Source organism: Pseudomonas sp. 8O (assembly GCF_902506495.1).
GTDB classification, from domain to species: Bacteria; Pseudomonadota; Gammaproteobacteria; order Pseudomonadales; family Pseudomonadaceae; genus Aquipseudomonas; species Aquipseudomonas chaetocerotis.
Genome location: NZ_LR733267.1, coordinates 285407 through 308332, shown reverse-complemented (window position 1 = coordinate 308332; position 22926 = coordinate 285407). Strand labels below are relative to the sequence as shown.

At 63.4% G+C, this 22926-nt stretch carries 23 protein-coding genes; 12 read left to right on the top strand and 11 right to left on the bottom strand.

The window, feature by feature from the left end:
* Positions 1 to 22: 22 nt before the first annotated feature.
* The 8 genes from GV002_RS22635 to GV002_RS22600 all read left to right on the top strand — a co-directional run bounded on the left by GV002_RS22635 (position 23) and on the right by GV002_RS22600 (position 6772).
* A complete protein-coding gene (locus GV002_RS22635) occupies positions 23 to 2815 on the top strand; it encodes a monovalent cation/H+ antiporter subunit A (protein ID WP_160020515.1) in 2793 nt (930 codons plus the stop codon).
* 1 nt (position 2816) lies between these two features.
* The gene (locus tag GV002_RS22630) at positions 2817 to 3146 is read left to right on the top strand and encodes a Na+/H+ antiporter subunit C (protein ID WP_074860431.1); all 330 of its coding nucleotides are present in this window, start codon (positions 2817 to 2819) and stop codon (positions 3144 to 3146) included.
* Complete coding sequence (locus GV002_RS22625) at positions 3143 to 4654, top strand: monovalent cation/H+ antiporter subunit D (RefSeq protein WP_160020514.1); 1512 nt, start codon at positions 3143 to 3145, stop codon at positions 4652 to 4654. Before GV002_RS22630 ends, GV002_RS22625 begins: the two co-directional genes overlap by 4 nt.
* The gene (locus GV002_RS22620) at positions 4651 to 5148 is read left to right on the top strand and encodes a Na+/H+ antiporter subunit E (protein ID WP_160020513.1); all 498 of its coding nucleotides are present in this window, start codon (positions 4651 to 4653) and stop codon (positions 5146 to 5148) included. Before GV002_RS22625 ends, GV002_RS22620 begins: the two co-directional genes overlap by 4 nt.
* Positions 5133 to 5402 (top strand): K+/H+ antiporter subunit F, encoded by a 270-nt coding sequence (locus GV002_RS22615; RefSeq protein ID WP_013714638.1) that lies wholly within the window; start codon positions 5133 to 5135, stop codon positions 5400 to 5402. Before GV002_RS22620 ends, GV002_RS22615 begins: the two co-directional genes overlap by 16 nt.
* Positions 5403 to 5414: 12 nt before the next feature.
* The gene (locus tag GV002_RS22610) at positions 5415 to 5753 is read left to right on the top strand and encodes a Na+/H+ antiporter subunit G (protein WP_026088651.1); all 339 of its coding nucleotides are present in this window, start codon (positions 5415 to 5417) and stop codon (positions 5751 to 5753) included.
* A gap of 108 nt (positions 5754 to 5861) precedes the next feature.
* Complete coding sequence (locus GV002_RS22605) at positions 5862 to 6374, top strand: GNAT family N-acetyltransferase (protein ID WP_160020512.1); 513 nt, start codon at positions 5862 to 5864, stop codon at positions 6372 to 6374.
* Positions 6371 to 6772 carry a hypothetical protein gene (locus GV002_RS22600; RefSeq protein WP_160020511.1) on the top strand — a complete coding sequence of 134 codons (402 nt, stop codon included), beginning with the start codon at positions 6371 to 6373 and terminating at the stop codon, positions 6770 to 6772. The genes GV002_RS22605 and GV002_RS22600 overlap by 4 nt, the downstream gene beginning before the upstream one ends.
* Before the next feature lie 156 nt (positions 6773 to 6928).
* On the opposite strand, the gene GV002_RS22595 is transcribed toward GV002_RS22600, so the two are convergent.
* The 4 genes from GV002_RS22595 to GV002_RS22580 form a co-directional block, all read right to left on the bottom strand.
* On the bottom strand, positions 6929 to 8542 hold the full coding sequence (locus tag GV002_RS22595; protein WP_160020510.1) for an NAD(P)/FAD-dependent oxidoreductase: 1614 nt from the start codon (positions 8540 to 8542) through the stop codon (positions 6929 to 6931).
* Between the two features lie 164 nt (positions 8543 to 8706).
* Positions 8707 to 9918, bottom strand: a complete 1212-nt coding sequence (locus GV002_RS22590) for an MFS transporter (RefSeq protein ID WP_256667171.1) — start codon at positions 9916 to 9918, stop codon at positions 8707 to 8709.
* 17 nt (positions 9919 to 9935) lie between these two features.
* Positions 9936 to 10538, bottom strand: a complete 603-nt coding sequence (locus GV002_RS22585; RefSeq protein WP_160020776.1) for an NADPH-dependent F420 reductase — start codon at positions 10536 to 10538, stop codon at positions 9936 to 9938.
* Positions 10539 to 10616: 78 nt separating this feature from the next.
* On the bottom strand, positions 10617 to 11381 hold the full coding sequence (locus tag GV002_RS22580) for a 3-oxoacyl-ACP reductase family protein (protein WP_160020509.1): 765 nt from the start codon (positions 11379 to 11381) through the stop codon (positions 10617 to 10619).
* Positions 11382 to 11497: 116 nt separating this feature from the next.
* On the opposite strand from GV002_RS22580, the gene GV002_RS22575 reads away from it, so the two are divergent.
* On the top strand, positions 11498 to 12427 hold the full coding sequence (locus GV002_RS22575) for a LysR family transcriptional regulator (RefSeq protein ID WP_160020508.1): 930 nt from the start codon (positions 11498 to 11500) through the stop codon (positions 12425 to 12427).
* 59 nt (positions 12428 to 12486) lie between these two features.
* Here the strand turns inward: GV002_RS22575 and GV002_RS22570 are convergent, their stop codons facing one another.
* Positions 12487 to 13158 (bottom strand): COG3650 family protein, encoded by a 672-nt coding sequence (locus tag GV002_RS22570; protein WP_160020507.1) that lies wholly within the window; start codon positions 13156 to 13158, stop codon positions 12487 to 12489.
* Between the two features lie 255 nt (positions 13159 to 13413).
* Between GV002_RS22570 and GV002_RS22565 the strand changes: the two genes are divergently transcribed.
* Positions 13414 to 14295, top strand: a complete 882-nt coding sequence (locus tag GV002_RS22565; protein WP_160020506.1) for a pseudouridine synthase — start codon at positions 13414 to 13416, stop codon at positions 14293 to 14295.
* A 162-nt stretch (positions 14296 to 14457) separates the two neighbouring features.
* On the opposite strand, the gene GV002_RS22560 is transcribed toward GV002_RS22565, so the two are convergent.
* The 5 genes from GV002_RS22560 to GV002_RS22540 form a co-directional block, all read right to left on the bottom strand.
* Entirely contained in the window at positions 14458 to 15480 is a 1023-nt protein-coding gene (locus tag GV002_RS22560; protein ID WP_160020505.1) for an AbrB family transcriptional regulator, read from the bottom strand.
* Positions 15464 to 16984: a tripartite tricarboxylate transporter permease gene (locus GV002_RS22555; protein WP_160020504.1), complete on the bottom strand. Its 1521-nt coding sequence runs from the start codon at positions 16982 to 16984 to the stop codon at positions 15464 to 15466. Before GV002_RS22555 ends, GV002_RS22560 begins: the two co-directional genes overlap by 17 nt.
* Before the next feature lies 1 nt (position 16985).
* Positions 16986 to 17429: a tripartite tricarboxylate transporter TctB family protein gene (locus tag GV002_RS22550; RefSeq protein WP_160020503.1), complete on the bottom strand. Its 444-nt coding sequence runs from the start codon at positions 17427 to 17429 to the stop codon at positions 16986 to 16988.
* Between the two features lie 91 nt (positions 17430 to 17520).
* Positions 17521 to 18501, bottom strand: a complete 981-nt coding sequence (locus tag GV002_RS22545) for a Bug family tripartite tricarboxylate transporter substrate binding protein (RefSeq protein WP_160020502.1) — start codon at positions 18499 to 18501, stop codon at positions 17521 to 17523.
* 29 nt (positions 18502 to 18530) lie between these two features.
* A complete protein-coding gene (locus tag GV002_RS22540; protein WP_256667189.1) occupies positions 18531 to 19796 on the bottom strand; it encodes an OprD family porin in 1266 nt (421 codons plus the stop codon).
* Between the two features lie 268 nt (positions 19797 to 20064).
* Between GV002_RS22540 and GV002_RS22535 the strand changes: the two genes are divergently transcribed.
* Positions 20065 to 20736 (top strand): response regulator, encoded by a 672-nt coding sequence (locus GV002_RS22535; protein ID WP_160020500.1) that lies wholly within the window; start codon positions 20065 to 20067, stop codon positions 20734 to 20736.
* Entirely contained in the window at positions 20733 to 22130 is a 1398-nt protein-coding gene (locus GV002_RS22530) for a sensor histidine kinase (RefSeq protein ID WP_160020499.1), read from the top strand. The genes GV002_RS22535 and GV002_RS22530 overlap by 4 nt, the downstream gene beginning before the upstream one ends.
* On the opposite strand, the gene GV002_RS22525 is transcribed toward GV002_RS22530, so the two are convergent.
* Positions 22113 to 22868, bottom strand: coding sequence for a substrate-binding periplasmic protein (locus GV002_RS22525; RefSeq protein WP_160020498.1), 756 nt, complete (start codon positions 22866 to 22868; stop codon positions 22113 to 22115). The two genes, GV002_RS22530 and GV002_RS22525, sit on opposite strands and share 18 nt — an antisense overlap.
* Positions 22869 to 22926: the final 58 nt, after the last annotated feature.

The window sequence follows — 22926 nt, the reverse complement described above, 5'->3', positions numbered from 1 at the left end:
TGCCTGCTTAAGGGGTTTTCCGATGGCGCTTGCGCTGATTGTCGCCTTGCCATTTCTTGGGTTGTTTCTGCCGGTGCTTGCCGATCGGCTCGGACGCTCGGCCTGTGCTGCGGCTGCGGCTATAGCGCCCATCGTGGCGCTGGTGCTGCTGTTCAGCTACCAGCCTGCGGTGTTCGCAGGCGAGGTGTTGCGGGTCAAGCTGGAGTGGCTGCCGCACCTGGGGCTGAATCTCAGTCTGCGTCTCGATGGTCTGGGTTTTCTGTTTGCCCTGCTGATTCTCGGCATCGGCCTGTTGGTCATCCTCTACGCGCGCTATTACCTGGCCAAGACCGAGCCGATGGGGCGTTTCTTCGCCTTCCTGCTGCTGTTCATGGGCGCCATGCTCGGTGTGGTGCTGTCGGAAAACCTGCTGCTGATGCTGATGTTCTGGGAACTGACCAGCTTGTCGTCGTTCCTGCTGATCGGCTTCTGGGGTTCGCGCTCTGATGCCCGCAAGGGAGCGCGCATGGCGCTGGCGATCACGGGTGGCGGTGGCCTGGCGCTGCTCGCCGGTATTCTGCTGATCGGCCACATCGCCGGTAGCTTCGAGCTGTCTCAAGTGCTGGCGGCCGGCTACGCGATCCGTGCGCACGAGCTTTATCCGCTGGCGCTGGTACTGGTGCTGCTGGGTGTATTCACCAAGTCGGCGCAATTCCCTTTCCATTTCTGGTTGCCGCACGCGATGGCGGCGCCGACGCCGGTATCGGCCTATCTGCACTCGGCGACCATGGTCAAGGCCGGGGTCTTCCTGCTGGCGCGTCTGTACCCGGCGCTGGCCGGTTCCGAGTGGTGGTTCTACATGGTCAGCCTGACCGGTCTGGCCACGTTGCTGGTGGGTGCCGGTATGGCGCTGTTCCAGCATGACCTGAAGGGCCTGCTGGCGTATTCGACCATCAGTCACCTGGGTCTGATCACCCTGCTGTTCGGCCTGGACACCCAGCTAGCGGCTGTCGCTGCGGTGTTCCACATCATCAACCATGCGACCTTCAAGGCTTCGCTGTTCATGGCAGCGGGCATCATCGACCACGAAACCGGTAGCCGCGACATGCGGCGAATAAACGGTTTGTGGAAGTACATGCCACATACGGCCGTGCTGGCGATGGTGGCTGCCTCGGCCATGGCAGGCGTGCCGTTGCTCAACGGCTTTTTGAGCAAGGAAATGTTCTTCACCGAAACTCTGCACCAGCACCTGCTGGGCGGTTTCAACTGGGTGATTCCGGCTGCTGCGACCCTGGCCGGCGTGTTCTCGGTGGCCTACTCGCTGCGTTTCATTCACGACGTGTTCTTCAATGGCGAGCCGATCGACTTGCCCAAATATCCGCCGCACGAGCCGCCGCGCTACATGAAGGTGCCGGTCGAGGTGCTGGTATTCCTCTGCCTGCTGGTCGGCATCGTGCCTGCCTATACGGTAGCGCCGTTGTTGGCCGCCGCCGCCGCTTCGACGCTGGGGGGGCAGTTGCCCGAGTACAGCCTGGCGGTCTGGCACGGCTTCAACCTGCCGCTGCTGATGAGTTTCGTTGCGCTGTTCGGCGGGATCATCGTCTACGCCTGTCGCAAACCGCTGTTCCGCTGGTATGAAGGTTTGCCGACCCTGGATGCCAAGCACGCCTTCGACCAGGTGGTGCGCTACATGACGCGTACGTCCGTGCGTATCACCGCGTTTCTGGAGTGCGGTTCGCTGCAACGCTACCTGGCCTGGATGCTTGGCAGTGCCCTGATCCTGGTAGTGGTCGCGCTGTCGCCGCTCGAGCAGTTGGCCGGTAGCGTGCCAATGACACCCATCGATCCGCTGACCGTCACGGGTATGCTGATCCTGATGGTGACTGCGGTGCTCACCGTGGTTTTCCACCGTCGCCGCCTGGTGGCGCTGATGATTCTCAGCGCTGCTGGTCTGATGGTGGCGCTGGCCTTCGCCCGCTTCTCCGCCCCGGATCTGGCGCTGACCCAACTGTCGGTGGAAGTGGTGACCATCATCCTGCTGATGCTCACCTTGTACTTCATGACCGACCGCACCCCGGCCGAGTCCAGCAGTCTGCGTGGCCTGCGCGATCTGGTCCTGGCGCTGGGCAGCGGCACCATGGTGGCGATGCTGACTTACGCCGTGCTGACCCGTCCTTACCAGAGCATTTCCTCGTTTTTCCTGGAGAACAGTGTCTCCGGGGGCGGCGGTACCAATGTGGTCAACGTGATTCTGGTGGACTTCCGTGGCTTCGATACCCTGGGCGAGATCACCGTGCTGGCGATTGCCGCCATCGGTATCTACGCGCTGCTGCATGGCCTGCACCTGCCGCATCCTGCCCATGACAAGAACGGTCGTCCGTGGTCGACCGATGCCCATCCGATGATCCTCGACAACCTGGCGCGTGCCATGCTGCCGATGGCACTGCTGATTTCGGCGTTCATCTTCCTGCGCGGGCACAACCTACCGGGCGGCGGCTTCATCGCCGGCCTTATCACGGCGGTGGCGTTGATTCTGCAATACATCTCCCACGGTGTGACCTGGACCCAGGAGCGCCTGAAGTTCAGCTATCACGCCACCGCCGGTTGGGGCGTGCTGATCGCCGGGTTGACGGGGCTGGGCAGTTGGCTCTTCGGCTCGCCGTTCCTGACGTCGGCGTTCGGCCATTTCCATATTCCGCTGATTGGCGAAATCGAGCTGGCTACCGCGATCCTCTTCGATCTCGGGGTGTATCTGGCCGTTGTTGGCGCCACCCTGCTGATTCTTTCCAACATCGGCCATGTCAGTCAGGACGAGTCGTGCAAGGAGGTCATCTGATATGGAGGCTGTATTCGCAATCACCCTCGGGGTGCTGACTGCCAGCGGCGTCTACCTGCTGCTGCGTGCGCGCATCTTTCCGGTGGTGATGGGGCTGACCCTGATCTCCTATGCGGTCAATCTGTTCATCTTCGCCATGGGCCGGCTCGGCACGGGTGTGCCGGCGGTGATCGGCAAGAGCGCCGAGTACGGTGACCCGCTGCCACAGGCACTGGTGTTGACCGCCATCGTCATCGGTTTCGCCATGACCGCGTTCGTCGTGGTGCTGGCCCTGCGTGGCATGGGTGAACTGAAAACCGATCACGTCGATGGCGAGGAGCCGCGCGCATGAGTCACGCCATCATCCTCCCCATTCTGCTGCCGCTGTTCTTCGGCGCGCTGTTGCTGGTCGGCCACGGCTGGTCGCGTGACGTGAAGCGGGGTATTTCCCTGGTTGGCTGCCTGGCGCTGCTGCCGATTTGCCTGTATCTGGTGTGGCTGGCCGGAGCGGGACAGTTGCAGGTTTATGCGCTGGGCAACTGGGCTGCGCCATTCGGCATCATGCTGCTGCTCGACCGCTTCAACGCGGCACTGTTGCTGCTCACCTCGCTGCTCGCCTGCTTCGCCCTGGTTTATGCCTGTCGCGGTGACGATGAGCGCGGGCCGAACTTCCATGCGTTGTTCCAGTTTCAGTTGCTGGGCATCAACGGCGCGTTCCTGACCGCCGATCTGTTCAACCTGTTCGTGTTCTTCGAGGTCCTACTGATCTCCTCTTATGCATTGCTGCTGCATGGCAACCGCGCCAATCAGGTCAAGGCCGGCGTGCATTACGTGGTGCTCAACCTGCTGGGCTCGTCGTTCTTCCTGATCGGCGTGAGTTTGCTGTATGGCCTGACCGGCACCCTGAACATGCCGGACCTGGCTGTGCGCGTGGCCAGCGCCGATGTTGCCGACGCGCCGCTGATCAAGGCTGCTGCCTACCTGCTGCTGATCGTCTTCGGCCTCAAGGCTGCCGTGCTACCGCTGTGCTTCTGGCTGCCGCGCGCCTATGCTGCAGCGCCTGCTTCGGTGGCGGCGTTGTTCGCGATCATGACCAAGGTGGGCTTCTACGCCATTGTCCGTGTGTTCACCCTGGTGTTCGGCGAAGAGGCCGGGCCACTGGCCAATCTCGGCCATGAACTGCTCTGGTGGCTGGCACTGCCGACCATTGCCTTCGGTGTGATTGGCGCCTTGGGTGCGCGGCAGTTGCAGGCGCTGCTGGCCTATCTGGTGCTGGTCTCGGTGGGCACGCTGATGGCCGGCTTCGCCATCGGTAACGTGGCGGCGTTAAGTGCTGCGCTTTATTACATGGTGCACAGCACGTTGATCAGCGCCGCGTTGTTCCTGTTGGCGGGGCTGGTGGTCGCCCAGCGTGACAGCGCCGGCGGCGACCTGCAGCAGGAGCGTGTGCTGCGTCAGCCGCTGGTGCTGGGTTGCATGTTCTTCTTCGCTTCGATTTCCGTGGCTGGGTTGCCGCCGTTCTCCGGTTTCCTCGGCAAGATGTTGCTGCTGCGAGCGGCGGAGCCGGGTTGGCAGGCCTGGAGCCTGTGGCCGGTGGTGCTGATCGGCGGTCTGCTGACCCTGGTGGCGTTGAGCCGCGCCGGTACCAGTCTGTTCTGGCTCGGTCAGCAGGCGGACGCAGCCCCTTCGACCGCTGCTCCGGCTGACCGCGTCAGCCTCCTGGCTGCGCTAGGCCTGTTGCTGGCCAGTCCGCTGCTGTTGATCGGCGCTGCCCCGATACTGGCCTACCTGGAGGCTGCAGCGGCGCAGTTGCTCGATCTGCAACCCTATCTGTCGATCATCGCTGGAGGTGCGGCATGAGGCGTTTCTTCCCCCACCCGCGGATGATGCTGGTACTGACGGTGCTCTGGCTGCTCTTGGTCAACACCTTCAATCTGGGCCATCTCCTGCTCGGGCTGTTTCTGGGGTGGTCGATCGTGCACCTGTGTGGCGATTTCCTGCTGAGCGTGCCGAAGGTGCGCAAGCCCCTGGGGCTGTTGCTGTTCATCGGCAAGGTGTTCTACGACATCGTGGTGGCCAATCTGCAGGTGGTGAAGCTGGTGTTGGGGCCGAAATCGCGGCTTGAACCGGCATTCGTCGAGGTGCCGGTCGAGATCGAGGATGAGTTCGTGCTGTCGACGCTGGCCTGCATCATCTCGCTGACCCCCGGCACGGTTTCTGCCGGCCTCAGCTCAGACCACAAGACACTGCTGCTGCACGGGCTCAACGTGCCGGATCGCGACGAACTGATCGCGGCGGTCAAGAGCCGTTACGAAACGCCGCTGCTGGAGATATTCGAATGCTCGAGAACGTAGTCTTTCTGTGCATGGGCATCCTCACGCTGGCCATGCTGCTCAATGTCGCGCGTCTGGTCGAAGGGCCGAGCGTGGTCGACCGTGTCCTGGCCCTGGATACCCTGTACATCAACGCGTTGGCGCTGATCGTGCTGTTCGGCATCTGGCTGGCATCGGATCTGTTCTTCGAGGCTGCACTGCTGATCGCGGTGATGGGCTTCGTCGGTACGGTTGCAGTGGGTAAGCATCTGCTGCACGGCGACATCATCGATTAAGGGGGAATGACCATGCCGTTCTGGCTGGAGTTGTTGATTTGTGCCTGCCTGATCCTGGGCAGTCTGTTCGCCCTGGTGGGTGCCATCGGTCTGTATCGGCTGCCGGACTTCTTCACCCGCCTGCATGGGCCGACCAAGGCCACGACGCTGGGCGTTGGCGCTACGCTGATCGCTTCGATGCTGTTCTTCGCGCACCACACCGGCAACCTCAGCCTGCACGAACTGCTGATCACTCTGTTCCTGTTCCTGACTGCTCCGGTCAGTGCGCATATTCTGTCCAAGGCCGCGATGCAACAGAAGGTCGAGTTGACCGAGCGCACCCGTGGCCAGCCTTGGGACGATGATCACTGATCCACTGTCAGGCTTTTCTTGCATCTGTCTGTCACTGTCGTCAGGCAATTACCCGCTCTAGACTGCGCTCTTGAATCAAACGAGGTATTGCCTCAGGGGAGTCAGGAGATGAGCGAGCGGGTCATTCGTCAGGCCTGTGTCGAGGATATCGAGGCGCTCTGCGCGCTGATTCTCGAGCATGGGCCCAACCCCTGGAACCATTTGCCCGAAGTCGAGGTTCGCCAGCACCTGCGGGGTATTGCAGCCAGCACGACGCTGGCCGTGCTGGCCGAGGAGCAGGGGCAACTGCTGGGTTTCGTCAGCTATCGCCTGACGCAGGATTTCGCCGCTCATCAACCTGCGGCGCGTGCCGGGCAGGTGCATGGCTATATCTGCGAAGCGGTGGTGCATCGCGATTGCGCTGGTCGTGGACTTGGCGCTCATTTGCTCACGGAGGCAGTGCAGGACTTCTGGCGTCTGGGCGTGTGCGACGTTTATATCGATCGCCACGAAGAGAATGCGGCATCGGCGGGGATGATGCGCAAGGCCGGCTTCACCGAGCTGTTGACCTACGCCGACCCGGCGCGTCGACCGAATGGTTCGCGGCGTTCGACCCTGTGCTGCCAGCGGGTCAGGCAATGATTCGGCGACTGCTCGCTATGGCTGTGCTGGCCGCCGCACAGATGCTGCTGGCGTTGTTGCTTTACCGCAGCGCCATCGATGCCTATCGGCAGATGTTCGGCGGGATTCGCCGCGATATCAGTTATGGCCTGCAACTACAGCACTCGTTGTATCTCTTTGGCGCTCTGGCTGTGTGCAATGCTGTCTGGTCGTTGAGTTGCCGTAGCCGGCGCAGCGGTCTGATCGGTTTTGGCGTCTGCCTGCTGCTCTGGGCGACATTCTGGGCCAATGCCTTCGCCAGCATGCCGTACCGCAGCCTGCTGGTGGTTGGAGTTGGCACGTTGGCGTTGGCCATGCCACTGCCCCTGCTGATGCGTTTCAGTACAGTTGGGTGGGTTAGGCGCTTGTCGAATAGGTGAATGAGTCCGTACGTCAAGGTGCGCCGTAACCCACCATTGGCGCAGCGCAGGACAATCGCCTGGCGGGTTACGCGGCGCACTGCGATGGCGGTGATCGGACATTCGCAGGTTTGGCGCCGCTAACCCACCCTGCGGGGTGGGTGATCCGAAGAAGGTTTAGCGATTCAACCCGAGCATGTCCTTGGCCACCGCCTCGGCCACGCGAATGCCGTCGACGCCAGCAGAGAGAATGCCGCCGGCGTAGCCCGCGCCTTCGCCTGCCGGGTACAGGCCTTTGAGATTCAGGCTCTGCAGGTTTTCGTCACGGGTGATGCGCACCGGCGAAGAGGTGCGCGTCTCGATACCGGTGAGTACCGCATCGGCCAGGTCGAAGCCCTTGATCTGCTTGCCGAAGGCCGGCAATGCCTCGCGGATGGCTTCGATGGCGAAGTCCGGCAGCGAGGGCGCCAGGTCGCCCAGTTTCACCCCGGGCTTGTAGGAGGGCTGCACTTCGCCGAGAGCGGTGGACGGCTTGCCCTTGATGAAGTCGCCAACCAGTTGCCCCGGCGCCTCATAGTTGCGCCCGCCGAGCACGTAGGCGTGCGATTCCAGCTGCTCCTGCAGTTCCACGCCGGCCAGCGGGCCACCCGGATAGTCCTCCTCAGGAGTGATGCCGACGACGATGCCGGCGTTGGCGTTGCGCTCGTTACGCGAGTACTGGCTCATGCCGTTGGTGACCACGCGCTCCGGCTCGGAGGTGGCGGCGACCACGGTGCCGCCTGGGCACATGCAGAAGCTGTAGACCGAGCGGCCGTTGCTAGCGTGGTGTACCAGCTTGTAGTCGGCAGCGCCGAGTTTCGGGTGGCCGGCGTACTTGCCCAGGCGTGCGCGGTCGATCAGCGACTGCGGGTGTTCGATGCGGAAGCCGACCGAGAAGGGCTTGGCCTCCAGGTACACGCCACGGGCATGCAGCATGCGGAAGGTGTCGCGCGAACTGTGGCCGAGAGCCAGCACCACATGGCGGCTGATGATCTGCTCACCACTTTCCAGCACCACACCGGTGAGTTGGTCGTCTTCGATCAGCAGATCGCTGACGCGCTGCTGGAAGCGCACTTCGCCGCCGAGGGCCTTGATTTCCTCGCGCATGGTGGCGACCACGCCGGTCAGGCGGAAGGTGCCGATATGCGGCTTGCTGACGTAGAGGATCTCGTCCGGCGCGCCGGCCCTGACGAACTCCTGCAGTACCTTGCGTCCGTGGTGGTGAGGGTCCTTGATCTGGCTGTACAGCTTGCCGTCGGAGAAGGTGCCCGCGCCGCCTTCGCCGAACTGCACGTTGGAGGTCGGGTCGAGCACGTTCTTGCGCCACAGGCCCCAGGTGTCCTTGGTGCGCTGGCGCACTTCCTTGCCGCGCTCCAGGACGATGGGGCGCAAGCCTGCCTGGGCCAGGATCAGCGCCGCGAAGATGCCGCAGGGGCCGAAACCGACGACGATGGGGCGCTCTTCCAGCGGCGTTTCTGCCTTGCCGACCGGCTTGTAGGTGATGTCCGGTGCCGGGCCGACATGCTTGTCATCGCTCAGGCGAGCGAGCAGGGCGGCTTCGTCTTTCACCTCGCAGTCGAGGGTATAGATGAAGGGCATGTCGCCGAACTTCTTGCGCGCATCGTAGCTGCGCTTGAACACGCTGAAGGCCAGCAGGTCGGCGTCGTCGATGCCCAGGCGCTGAACGATGGCCGGGCGCAGGGCCTCATCGGCATGGTCGAGGGGTAGTTTCAGTTCGGTCAGGCGAAGCATGGGCGGTGTCCTGGTTGGCCGGTGGTGATCCGGCAAGGTGAAGAAGGTCGGCGATTGTACGGGATTCGCGGTCCGGGTGGAGAGGACGGCATTCTCGAACTACTGACGGCTTTGCTCCGTTGAGCGTAGGTGAACGATGTCTCGAACGCTGCGCGAGTACGTGCTCAGCCGTGCTGACGTTCGATTGCGCGACCCCGAATGAACATCAGGGCAGCGCCCGCGAAGGCTGCTGTCGCGGCATAGACGATCACGGCTTGCGAGTCGAGGCTGTCGATGATCAGCCCTCCTAGAACCGCACCTGCGGCAATGGCGACCTGGAAGGTCGATGACAGCAGGGCGCCAGCGCTTTCCGCGTGATCGGCGGCGGCGCGCGCGTTCCAGATCGAGATCGATACCGGGAAGGCGCCGAACGCGAAGCCCCACAGCGCAATCGCGACGAAGGCAACGTCAGCCTGTGTGCCGAACAGGACCAGCGTGAGTGCAACGGCAGCGATCAGGAACGAGCAACTGCTGACTGCCCAGGCCGGACTGCGCGCGGCGACTGCGCCGCCGGCAAGGTTGCCGAAAAAGCCGCTGACACCGAAGGCCAGCAAGGCAAGCGAGACGGTCGCGACATCCAGGCGGGGAACCTCCTCGAGGAAGGGACGAATGAAGGTCAGAGCGGCGAAGTGCCCGGAAATGACCAGAAGCCCAGTGCAGATGCCGACGACGACCGCACGCCGCGTTAGCGCTGCCTTGAAGGAGGCCAGGCCTGGCGCTGCTGTGGCCGGCAGTTTGGGCAGGGTCAGCATCTGAATCACCAGCGCCACCACGCCAATACCGGACGCGGCCAGGAAGGTTGCCTGCCAGCCCCACAGTTCTCCCAGGTAGGCACCCAGCGGGGCAGCGAAGATGGTGGCGAGCGAAATGCCCATCATGATTATCGAAATGGCACGCGGCACCTTGTCCGGGGGCACCAGGCGCAGGGCGAGCGCTGCCATCATGGCCCAGAAGCTGCCGAGGGCGAAGCCCAGCAGTCCACGCGCGATCAGCAGCACCGTGATGTTTGAGGCATAGGCCGAAAGGATGCAGGAGAACACCAGCATGCCCATCAACCCCCAGACGATCTTTTGTCGATCCAGACGGCCCGAGAACAGCACCACCAGCGGTCCGGCGAATGCGGCGACCACGGCGGTGGCGGTGATGGCCTGGCCCACCGCGCCGTTGGATACGCCCAAGTCGGCGGCCATCGGCGTCAGCAGGCTGATCGGTAGGAATTCCGCCGTGACCAGGCCGAAGGCGCCCAGGGCAAGAGAGATGACGGCCCACCACGCAGCAGATATGGATCTGGTGTCAGCAGCAGATGAATCGGTATGGGGCATGATGGAATCCTTCATTTTTGTCTTCCGGTAGCTCAGCCGAACTGCACCAGTTCGAGCGAGGGCAACGGCCCACCGGGGAATTGCGTCAGGCGCCCACCCTCGGCCAGCTCGCCAAGGTCGATAGCGGCGAAGCCCAGCTCATCGATCAGTGCGCTGACCTGGTTTTTCGCGCGATTGTCGTCACCCGCCAGGAACAGCACACGCCGGCCGCCGCGCTCGGCGGGATCGGCGATGAGCAGTCTGGGGTTCAGGTGATTGAACGCCTTCACTACATGGGCGCCCGGCACCAGGTCGGCAAACACTTCGCTTGAGGTGCGGCCATGCAGATCGATAGGGTTGAACAGCGGCGCTTCGATCGGGTTATTGCTGTCGATGACGACTCGCCCGGCGAAGTCCGCAAGCCCGGACAGCGCGGCTGGCAGCTTCGACCAGTTCACCGCGACCAACACGATGGGCTGCGCTGCCGCCTGTTCACGGGTGCCGGCACGGATGCTCGGGCCGATGGATTGTACAAGGGCTTGCAGGCTCTCTGGCCCTCGGCCGTTGGAGAGAATTGCCGGAATGTTCCGACGCGCCAGGGCGCGTGCGAAGGTCGCGCCGATATGGCCGGCACCGATGATGCCGATGGAGGGCAATTTGCTCATGCTGTGACTCCTTGAGGCCAGAAGTGTCGGAAAACTGTGGGGCAGGCTGACTGGCCTGCCCCGGCAGACTCAAGAGGTCAATCCGCCGTCAGCGAGGATGTCCGCACCTGTGATGAACGAGGCTTGCGGGCTGGCGATGAATGCCACGAGGCTGGCAATTTCGTGTGGCTCTCCATAGCGACCCACTGCCATACGGGGGGTCAGGAGCTGGGCAACCTCGCTATCGGCCGGGTTCATGTCGGTGTTCACAGGGCCTGGGTGGATGCTGTTGACCGTGATTCCGCGTGGCCCCAGATCATGTGCCAGGCTGCGGTTGAAACCGGCGACGGCGCCTTTGGTCAGGCTGTATGCGGCAAGTCCGGGCACACCTGCGTACTTGGTGACCGAGCTGGCTATGTGGATGACGCGACCGCCTGCCTGCATGTGCTTTACCGCTTCCTGGGTGGCGACGAATACACCGGTCACGTTGACCGCGAGCAGCTTCTGGTAATCCTCGAAGCTGGTTTCTTCGAACTGGCTGAATACGCCGATACCGGCGTTATTCACCAGAATGTCGAGGGCCCCGAACGCTTCCACCGTCTTCGCGACGGCGGCACGCACGGCCTCGGGATCAGCTGCGTTGGCCTGGATTGCCAGTACGCGACCGCCTGCCGACTCGATGGCAGCTGCGGTTTCTTCTGCCTGTTGAGGCGAGCTGTTGTAGGTGAAGGCAACCTGGGCGCCGTCGGCGGCCAGGCGTTTGGCGATAGCTGCGCCGATGGAGCGAGAGCCGCCTGTTACGAGGGCCGTCTTGCCGGCCAGGGGAAGGGTTTGGGAAGAGGTTACGTTGCTCATGATTCACTCCGTTTGATTGCCGAAACATTCGGTGGAGTGACTATCGCGTTTTCATTCCTCTTTGATTAGTAGCTAATCACTTGGATTATCTTCAAGTATCTGTTTAAGATCGGCCTATGGAAACATTGGCCAACCTGGAATCATTCGTGCGCAGTGCCGAGAGTGGCAGTTTCTCGGCGGCAGCGCGCCGGCTTTCGCTCACGCCGGCAGCGGTGAGCCGCAACGTCGCCATGCTGGAGCGCAACCTGGGTGTACGGCTGTTCCAGCGTTCGACACGCAAGTTGACGCTGACCGAGGCGGGCGAGGCTTTCTTGGCTGCGGTTGGCGGCAATCTGGAGTCCTTGCAGAACGCCATTGCAGCGGTATCAGCCGATGATGGCCAGCCGGCTGGTGTGCTCAAGATCAGCGTGGCGCCATCCTTCGGGATCGGTTACCTGCTGCCTTTGTTGCCCGAGTTCCTGCAGCGCTATCCCCGCGTTCGCCCTGAATGGCATTTCGAGAACCGTACGGTCGACCTGATCGCCGAAGGCTACGATGCCGCCATCGGTGGCGGTTTTGAGCTGGCAAGCGGTGTGGTCGCCCGCACATTGGCGCCGCTGCACGTTGTTGCCTTTGCCTCTCCCGCTTACTTGGCTCGGCACACTTTGCCAGCCGACCCATCAGGTCTGATCGAGTTGGACTGCATTGTCATGCGTTCGCTGTCGTCGGGTCGTATCCGTACCTGGAACATGCGCAATGCGCAGGGCGATGAAGTGATCGCGACGATGCGCGAGACCGTAGTGGTCAACGATCCAACTGCTGTGCGAGAGGCTGCGCGGTTGGGCCTGGGGGTGGCGATGCTTGCCGTACCCGATGTACTGTCCGGGCTGGAGTCGGGTGAGCTGGTACGGGTGCTGCCGCGCTGGTGGGCGGATGCCGGCGCGTTGTCGCTGTATTACCCCAGTCGTCAGTTGATGCCCGGCAAGACGCGCAGCTTCATCGACTTCGTGGTCGAGGCCTTCCAGCGTGAAGACTATGCACGGCGTTTTGCCGGGAGTTTGGGCTAGCGCCCCGTTGAGCGATCCATGCCGGTGACACCTGGCGGGGCCACCGGCATTGGCGCGGCTCAGTTGCGCATGGCGCCATAGTGCGCGCAGCCACGCAGCACCTGGCCATCGAGGCGCAGTTCGGCGCTGAGGTGGTTGACCGCGCCGCTCATGCCGTCGACGCAGCGCTGCGGTGCCACCCACAGATCCAGACGCTGGCCGTTGGCTTCACTGCTGAAGTTCAGGCGGCCATCCGGCAACTGTTCTTCCAGGTAAGGCAGGGCCAGCGGCTCCTGCCCGGGGCGGTTGAGCACCAGGCCCTTGCTGCCGACTTCCAGTTGCCAGAACGGTTCGTTGCCGCTGGCGCGCAGGGTCAGGCGTTTGAAGTTGAGGTCGTCGCAGCCATGCCCTTCGCCCTGCAGGCGATAGATCTGGCTGACCTCGAAGCGACCATCGTTGCCTTTGCCCTGGCTGCCGCCCAGACGACCGGCCAGATCGGCGAACAGGCTGGCCTGGCCATCGCTACCGAGCTGCATGGCTTCGCGCTCGATGCCTGTACCGTCGCCATCGATCAGCACGAAGCGGCGCTGCTCCTGGCAGGGGCTGAAGACCAGCTGACCATTTTCAACCTGGACTTGACCCTGTAGGCGGGTAGCCGGGGGTGGGCCTTCCGGTTTGCCGGTGTAGACCTGGCAGGCGGCCAGAAGCGGGAGGAGGGCGGCGCTGGTAAGCAGGGAGCGGGTGATGGACATGAGTCTCTCCAGATACGAGCGGCCACCATAGCTACAGCGCGACCTTGGCTCAAGCCGTGAGCATGAAAGTCGCGCAGCGACTTCCTCCCTGCAGTCCTTCTCCCTCTGGGAGAAGGTGGCGCGAAGCGCCGGATGAGGGGGCATACCACGCAGGCTTTCATCGTTCGGCTGCCGTCGCGGTATGCCCTGGCTTTGACTGGGTACTGCGAGTGCGGCCTAATGCGCCGGTCCAGAACTGACCGAGCACCTTCTGCAATGCCCAGCCCCGTCATGCGCCCCAGCACGCTTCATTTGCCCCAGGGCGACTGGGCGACAGTGCTCGATTGCCTGTGCGATCACTTTCCCGCTATCGACCGCTCCGTCTGGTTGCAGCGCATGGCGCGCGGTCGGGTGCTGGATGCGGCTGGCACGCCCATCGACGCCACGCATCCCTATCGGGCCGGGCTCAAGGTGCGTTACTTCCGTGAAGTGCCGAACGAGACGCCAATTCCAGTCGTCGAACAGGTGTTGTGGCAGGACGAGCACCTGCTGGTCGCCGACAAACCTCACTTTCTGCCGGTGATGCCGGCCGGTGAGTACGTCGAGCAGACGCTGCTGGCGCGCCTGATCGAGCGCACCGGCAATCCCGAACTGGTGCCGATCCACCGCATTGACCGATTGACCGCCGGCCTGGTGCTGTTCTCGGTCGCCCCAAATAGTCGCGGTCTGTACCAGGCGCTGTTTCGCCAGCGTGCGGTGGAGAAACGCTACGAGGCCATTGCTCCCGCGCTGGCGCAGCTGCAGTTTCCCCATGTGCATCGCTCGCGCATGGTGGAGGGCGAGCCGTTCTTTCGCATGCAGGAAGTGGCGGGCGAGGCCAACAGCGAGACGCGCATCGAGGTGCTGGAGCGTCGTGGTGAGTTGTGGCGCTATGGGCTTTCGCCGGTGACGGGCAGGAAGCATCAGTTGCGCGTGCATCTGGCCGGGCTTGGCGCGCCTATCGTCGGTGACGATTTCTATCCCGAGCTGCACGAGAGTCGCAACCAGCCGGACGATTACGCTAAGCCACTCAAGCTGCTGGCGCGCGGCCTGCGTTTCGTCGATCCGCTCAGCGGCCAGCTGCGCGAGTTCGAGAGCGGATTGCAGTTGCAGTGGTAGCTTCAGGTCGTGGGAGGGGCTTCAGCCGCGAGCTTTTCGCCGCTACGACTGCATGGATGCAGGATGCCAGAGCCGAAAGCGCCTCCCTCAGTGCATTGCCAGTGCACCGTAGGGTGCGCCGTGCGCACCAGAGGTGTCATAAAAAAGCCCGCACAAGGCGGGCTAGGCGTGGCGCTTGCACCAGAGCTTGAATAAGGGCTCTGCCAGGAACATCACCAGAAACAGCCGTAGCACCTGCAATGCAGTGACCAGCGCAACCGATAGCTGCAAGGCTTCGGCGGTCAGGCACAGCTCGGTAATGCCGCCTGGCATCATGCCCAGCATCAGCGACAGGTGGTCTTCGCCGGCCAGCCAGCCAAGGGCTTCGCCGAGCACGGCAGCGGCGAGCATCGCCAGCAGGGTGAAGGCCAGCACACGGGCGAGAAAACCCGGCGCGCTGCGGAAGAAGGCACGGTCGAAGTGACAGCCCAGGGCGCAACCAATCAGCCACTGGCCGAGCTGGCCGAGGCCTTGCGGCAGGCCCAGATGCAGATCGAAACTGGCGCTGGCAACGGCGCAGGCGGTCAGTGGGCCGAGCATCCAGGGGTTGGGTTGTTTCAGGCGGCCCCAGAGCATCGCCAACACCGCGCCAGCGGCCAGCAGGCCGATCAGCCAGGTCCAGTCCACCGGCGCGCGAGTCGGGGCGCTGACGGCGGGCAGGCCCCAGGTGAACAGCGCCGGAATCAGCAGTACCACCAGTAGCAGACGCAGGCTGTGCGCCGCCGCCACGCGCGCGGGTTGGGCATCGTGACGCAGGGCCAGGTTGACCATCTCGCTGGCGCCGCCAGGCATGCTGGCGAAGAAAGCGGTAGCGCGGTCGACGCCGGCACGGCGCAGGATAGCGATGCCGATCAGGCTCAGAAGCAGCGTGCCGAAGGCGCCCATCACGATCACGGGCAAGTGGCTGAGCACCTGTTCCAGCACGTCGCTGGTGAAGTGCAGGCCGATGCCGCTGGCCACCAGCCATTGGCCGGCCTTGCGCCCGCCCGGCAGTTCACTGAAGGCGCGATTGGTCAGGCAGCGCACGACGATTACCGCCAGCAAGGAGCCGACCATCCACGGCAAAGGCCAGCCGGCGAGGCTGGCCAGGTATCCGCCGACCACTCCGGCCAGCGGTGTTACCCAGAGGTCACGCGGCAGAGGCATCAGCCTGCGCCTTGATCTGCTTGCGTCGACGCATCCAGCGGATGCCCGGCAGGGCCAGCATCAGTACGACAAGTGCCCACAGCACCAGGGTGATCGGGCTGCCCCAGAGGATGCCCAGGTCGCCAGCGGAGATCGACAGGGCGCGACGCAGGTTGTCCTCCATCATTTCGCCCAGCACGAAGCCGAGGATCACCGCCGAGAGCGGGAAGTCCAACTTGCGCAGGATGTAGCCGAACACACCCAGACCGATCATCAGCACCAGGTCGAAGGTGGTGCTGTGCACCGCATAGACACCGACCATGCTGATCACGGTGATGGCGGGTACCAGCACCCAGTTCGGCACGCTGAGCATGCGCGAGAACAGGCCGACCAGCGGGATGTTCATCACCAGCAGGATGACGTTACCGATGAACAGCGAGGCGATCAGGCCCCAGACCACGTCTGGCTGCTGCTCGAACAGCAACGGGCCAGGGGTGATGTTGTACAGCGTCAGTGCGCCGATCATCACCGCGGTAGTGCCCGAACCGGGTACGCCGAGGGTCAGCATCGGGATCAGCGAGCCGCAGGCCGAGGCGTTGTTGGCCGACTCGGGAGCGGCCAGGCCGCGCAAGTCGCCCTCGCCGAACTTGCCTTTGTCACCGGCCAGGCGCTTTTCGGTCATGTAGGTCATGGCGCTGGCGATGGTCGCGCCGGCACCAGGCAGTACGCCAATGACGAAACCGGCGACCGAGCTGCGAATCATGGTCCAGAAGGTGAAGCAGTATTCCTTGAAGTTGAACAGCACACGACCGCTGGCCTTCACCGCCTTCTGGCCGTTGTGGGTGTTTTCCAGCATCAGCAGAATCTCGCTGACACTGAAGAAGCCGATCACCACGATGACGAACTGGATGCCGTCGGACAGACTGACGCTGTCGAAGGTGAAGCGGTAGACCCCTGTGGTGGAGTCCACCCCGACCGTGGCCAGGGCGAGGCCGATCAGCGCCGAGAGCAGGGTCTTGACCGGCTTGTCGCCGACCATGCCGCCGAGGCAGGCAATCGCGAAGATCATCAGCACGAAGTACTCGGCCGGACCGAATGCCACCGCCCATTTCGCCAGAATAGGCGCGAACAGCACCACGCCGCAGGTGGCGATCATGCTGCCGGTGAAGGAGCTGACTGCAGACAGCGACAATGCGATACCCGCCTTGCCCTGACGTGCCAGCGGGTAGCCGTCGAGGGTGGTCATCACGGCGGCTGCGTCGCCGGGAACGTTGAGCAGGATGGCGGAAATACGGCCGCCGTATTCGCAGCCCAGGTACACGGCGGCGAGCAGAATCAGTGCGGTTTCCGGCGGCAGGCCAAGGGCGAAGGCCAGCGGCAGCAGCAGGGCGACGCCGTTGATCGGGCCCAGGCCTGGTAACAGGCCAACGATGGTGCCAACGAAGGCACCGAACAGTGCAACCAGCAGGTTGGTCGGCCGGGTGGCGACGTCAAAGCCCTGCATCAGAAAATGTAAAGTTTCCATCTCAGCTCTCCACCAACGCTTCGAACACGCCCAGTGGCAGCGGAACGTCTAGCGCGTAATCGAACAAGGCATACAGCAGCACGCCCATCAGGACGCCGCTAATCAGGCACGGCAGCGCACGACCCGTGAACAGCAAGCCCAGGACGAAGGTGGCCAGTGCAGTGCTGAGGACGAAGCCCAGGGGCTCGAAGAGCAGGGCGTAGGCCAGCAGCGTGAGGATGCACAGGCCGCTGCGCAGCAGTGCCTGGCGGGTGAGTTTCTCGGTGTCCGCGCCTGGCTTGAACACCAACCAGGCAGCACCAGCGCCCATCAGAGCCAGCAGTAACAACGGATAGGCACGAGGACCAACCGGGTCATAGGCAAAGGGAGCCTGGAAGCCCCAGGCGATGACGGCGAGGCCGGCGCACAACAGCAGCCAGATCGCAGCGAACAGGCGAACGTACATAGCAATGGTCTCTTGCGTAGGGACAGGATCGAACTGCAGTGCAGTTCAATTGCGGGCTCGGCATCGGGCGACGCCGAACCCGCTGATGCACTTATTCCTGCATCAGGCCGAATTCACCGGCCAGGGTCTTGTACTCAGCGACCTGCTTGAACACCAGGGCCTTGAGTTCATCACCGGTGACTGCCAGCGGCAGCAGGTCACGTTGTTCACGCAGCTTGGCGAAGTCTTCGCTGGCCAGCAGGGTGTCGAATTGCTGTTTCCACCAGTCGAACTGCTCGTCGCTGACTTCCGGGCCCATGTAGAAGCCACGGATCACCGGCCAGGTGATGTCGTAGCCCTGCTCCTTGGCAGTCGGGATTTCGGCCAGCTTGCCCGGCAGGCGTTCATCGGAGAGCACCGCGAGAATGCGCACTTTTTTCGCTTCCAGCTGCGGGGTGACTTCACCGAGGCCGCTACTGGTGACCTGCACGTGGCCGCCAAGCATCGCGGTGAGGGTCTCGCCGCCGCCTTCGAAGGCGACATAACGCAGGTTTTTCGGGTCGATCCCGGCCAGGCGGGCGATCAGCGCGGTCTGCATCCAGTCCTGTCCACCGATGGTGGCACCCGCGCCGAAGACGATGCTGGACGGGTCTTTCTTCAAAGCCTGAACCAGATCATCGAGGTTCTTGTACGGGGAGTCGGCACGCACGGTAATCGCGCCGTAGTCGGTACCGACGGCGGCCAGCCAGCGTACGGCGGTTTCGTCATAACGACCGAACTTGCCCTGGGCCAGGTTCAGCAGCGAGCCCGAGGAGAAGGCAGTGATGGTGCCTGGGTCCTTGGCGCGCTGGGCGACCACGGCGTTATAGGCTACGGCACCGACGCCGCCGGGCATGTAGGTGACGCGCATCGGCGCCTTGAGCAGACCTTCATCCTTGAGGCCGCTCTGGGCCAGTTTGCAGGTCAGGTCGAAACCACCGCCGGGCTTGGCCGGGGCGATGCATTCGGGGCGCTTGGGTTCGGCAGCCAGCAACTGACTGGCAAAGGCCAGGCAGGCAGTCGCCAGTGCGGCGCGGGTCAGGACAGATTTCATGAGTGATTCCTCGCGAGTCTTGTTGTTGTTTACCAGATCGGCAGGGTGTAGCCGACGATGACACGGTTCTCGTCCGCGTCGCGGGCGAAGTCGGAGCGGAAACTGGCGTTGCGCACACGTACGTAGAGGTCCTTGAGTGGGCCGGTCTGCACCACGTACTTGAACTCGATGTCGCGCTCCCATTCGCCGCCACGGTCATCGGAGCCGGCCACACGGGCGTCATCGCCACGGATGTAGCGGGTCATGAAGGTCAGGCCGGGCACGCCGATGCTGGCGAAGTTGTAATCGTAGCGGGCCTGCCAGGAGCGCTCGTCGGCGTTGGCGAAATCGTTGATCTGCACGAAGTTGACCAAAAACGGATCGCTGCCATCGATGTAGGCAAAGCCGGTGTCGCCGCTCATGTCCTGGAAGCCCAGGCCGAACTTGTGGCTACCCAGGCCGTAGCTGACCATGGCGTTGAAGGCCTGATTGTCGACCTTGCCGGCGTTGGCTGCGCCGCTGTCACGACTGACGATATAACGCACGTCGCTGCTCAGGGTGCCGGCACCGACCTTGTGGCTGCTCAGCAGGCCGAAGAAATGCTGGCGATAGATGTCATCCAGATCGGCAAAGTAGTAACGGCCGGTGAAACCGGGAGCGAACTTGTAGTCGACGCCGGCCAGGTCGAGGTGGTCGGCTTCGACGCCGGAAGCGAAGCGGCGGTTCTTGGCGTTGAGCACCATCTCTTCGGAGTTGGTCGAAGCGCGGTCGATGACCTTGTCCAGACGACCGCCGGTGAAGGTCAGACCTTCCAGCTCGGAGGAGGTCAGCAGGCCGCCCTCGAACACCTGCGGCAGCAGGCGGCTATCGCTGGCCTTGACCACCGGCAGTTCCGGCACGTGCGAGCCATAGCGCAGTTCGGTGGCAGAGACCTTGACCTTGCCCGTCAGGCCCAGGCGGCTGAACTCGTCGGCAGAGCGGCCGTCGTCGTGGACGGGGAGCAGGTCGGTGCCGGTGCGGCCGCGACCGGAGTCGAGCTTGAGCCCGAGCAGACCCATGGCGTCGACACCGAAACCGACGGTGCCTTCGGTGAAGCCGGACTGCAGGTCGAGGCGAAAGCCCTGGCCCCATTCTTCACGCTTGTTCTGGCCTTCGAACTGGCGAAAGTCGCGGTTCAGGTAGATGTTGGTAGCGGTGAGGCTGGCGCTGCTGTCTTCGATGAAGGCGGCGTTGGCGAGGGGGGCAGCGCCGGTGGCGGCGATGGCCAGGCAGAGCAGGCGGACAGGCGGCAGGGCCTGGCGTGAGGCTGCGAGCATCATGTGGTCTCCATTTTTGTTCTTGTCGCGACCTGGCACCACTGCCAGGTCACTTGAGCAGGTGGATCAAGCCACCTTGAAGCGATGCTATGAGGGCAAGCTTTCACTAGGCTTTCATGAACGAAAGATTTTCGTCGCGCTCTGTTGTTGCGTTGTGGCAGGTCACGCCAGGCAGCAAACAGATGCTGCTTTGGCATTTGAGCAATTCACAGCAGCCGTGACGGCGCTAAACTGCGCGCCTTTAACGATGCTGCAGTCGGAGGTGGCGGTGCGGATTCTGCTGGTCGAAGACCATCCGCAATTGGCGGAAAGCGTGGCCCAGGCGCTCAACGGTGCAGGCTGGACTGTGGACGTGCTGCACGATGGCGTCGCGGCTGACCTTGCGCTGTGCAGCGAAGAGTACGCCTTGGCGATTCTCGACATCGGGTTGCCTCGTCTGGACGGCTTTGCCGTGTTGGCGCGCCTGCGTGACCGCGGCCAGACGTTGCCGGTGCTGATGCTGACCGCACGTGGCGAGGTCAAGGATCGTGTACATGGTCTCAATCTGGGTGCCGATGACTACCTGGCCAAACCCTTCGAACTGACCGAGCTCGAAGCCCGGGTCAAGGCACTGCTGCGGCGCAGCATGCTCGGCGGCGAGCAGTTGCAGCGCTGTGGCGACCTGGTCTACGACCTCGGTGCGCGTCGTTTCAGCCTCAATGGCGAGGCGCTCAGCCTGACAGCTCGGGAACAGGCGGTGCTGGAGGCGATGATCGCCAGGCCGGGCAGGGTGATGAGCAAGGAGCAACTGGCGGCGCAGGTGTTCGGTCTGGACGAAGACGCCAGCCCGGATGCCATCGAAATCTACATTCACCGCCTGCGCAAGAAGCTCGAGGGCAGCGCCGTACGCATCGTCACCTTCCGTGGCCTTGGCTACTTGCTGGAAGCGGTCGAGGCATGAGTCGTGGCGTCAGTCTGCGCGGGCGTCTGCTGCGGCGCCTGGCGCTGCTGCTGTCGCTGATCCTGCTGCTGAGCAGTTTTAGTGCCTACTGGAGTGCGCGCCGTGCAGCCGACACCGCCTATGACCGCACGTTGCTGGCTTCGGCGCGGGCGGTGGCCGATGGTCTTTACGCGGAGGACGGTCGGCTGCGCGCCAATATTCCTTATGTGGCACTGGATACCTTCGCCTACGACAGCGCCGGGCGCATCTACTATCAGGTGCTCGACCTGCAGGGTAATCAGGTCTCGGGTTATGAGGACCTGCCACCCGCGCCGCCGGGCACGCCGCGTACTGACGATTATCCGGCGCTGGCACACTTCTACGACGCCGAGTACCGCAGACAGGGCGTGCGGGTGGTCAGCCTGCTGCAACCGGTCAGCGAACCGCAGCTCAATGGCATCGCTGAGATCCGTGTGGCAGAGACCCAGGGCGCGCGCGAGCGCATGGCCCGTGAGCTGCTGATAGGCACCTTGTGGCGCATGGGGTTGCTCTCAGTCTGTGCGCTGCTGCTGGTTTGGTTGGCCGTGAACCTGGCCTTGAGGCCGCTGGAGGCGCTGCGCCGGGAGGTGGCCGAAAGGGCCAGCGACGACCTGCAGCCGCTGCCGGGCAGCGGTCTGCCGCGAGAGGTACTGCCGCTGGTGGAGGCGTTGAACCAGTTCAACGAGCGGTTGCGCGGTCTGTTCGAACGGCAGTCGCAGTTCATAGCCGATGCCGCCCATGAGTTGCGCACGCCGCTGGCAGCGCTTAAAGCGCGAATCACCCTGGGCTTGCGTGCCGAACAGCCCGAAGAATGGCGCAGCACTCTTGAGCAGGTAGCGCAGCAAGGTGATCGCCTGACTTCGCTGGCCAATCAACTGCTGTCCCTGGCGCGTATCGAGAGTGGTGCGCGAGCCATTACCGAAGGCGGCGCCCAACGTATCGACCTCAGCCAACTGGCGCGTGAACTGGGTCTGGCTATGGCGCCACTGGCTCACGCCCGTGGTGTCGCACTGGCGCTGGAGGCCGATCAGCCGGTGTGGATCGATGGCGAGCCCACGTTGCTCAACGAGTTGCTGAACAACCTGCTGGATAACGCGTTGGCGCATACGCCAGCCGGTGGCAACCTGATCATCCGCGTACTTGCGCCGGTGGTGCTGGAGGTCGAGGATGACGGTCCGGGCATTCCCGAGGCCGAGCATGAGAAAGTCTTCGAGCGTTTCTACCGGCGCAGCAGCCTGGGTAATGGTGCAGGCCTGGGACTGGCCATCGTTGGCGAAATCTGCCGCGCCCATCAGGCTCGAATCAGCCTGCATCAGGCGCACCCGCATGGCCTGCGCGTGCGTGTCGAATTTCCGCTGTCAGTGGCTGAGGCTTAGCGGCTGCTGAATCTCAAGCAGGTACTGGGAAATCTTGCCGCTGTCGCGCAATTGATTCAGGCCACGATTGAAACGCTGCATCAGCTCGGCATTGCCCGGCACCTCTCGCGACAGCAGCAGGTGCAGGCTGTCGCTGCGCAGGGGCTTGCGATGAAAACTCAGGCGCTGGCGTTCGGCGGCGCTGAATTTCTGATAGAGCAGGTCGAAGCCCACCACCTTGTCCACAGGAAACAGATCGACCCTTCCGGCCAGCAACTGACGCAAGCCCTGTTCATCACCGGTCAGGCGCGCCACCTCGAGTTCACCGGCGGCTTCGGCGCGTTCAAAGGCTTCGCCGTAGTCATAGCCACGAGTGCCGGCAATGCGCAGGCCGCGCAGATCCTCGACATCGTTCCAGTCAAACGCATGGTTCTTGCGATGAAACAGGTAGTAGCCGCTTTCGACCACCGGCTCGCTGATGTGAAAGCGCTGTTCACGTTCGGGGTTGGCAAGCCAGACGGCGCTGCCGTCGCGCCGGCCCTGTTCGGCCATTTTCAGCGAGCGTGCCCAGGGATGAAATTCCCACTGCACTTCGACGCCCTGCAGTGCGAAGGCTTCGGCGACGATGCGTGAGACCACACCATGGTGGGGCAGGGTTTCACCGAGATAGGGCGGCCATTCGCCGTTGGTCAGACGTACCTGTTCGGCAGCCTGGGTGCTGCCGAGCAGCAGGACGAGCAGGACGAATGTGTAACGCATGGCTCTACTTCCTCGAGCGAGTCGTTCGAGTGTAGAGGTATTTTGTGATCTACATCCC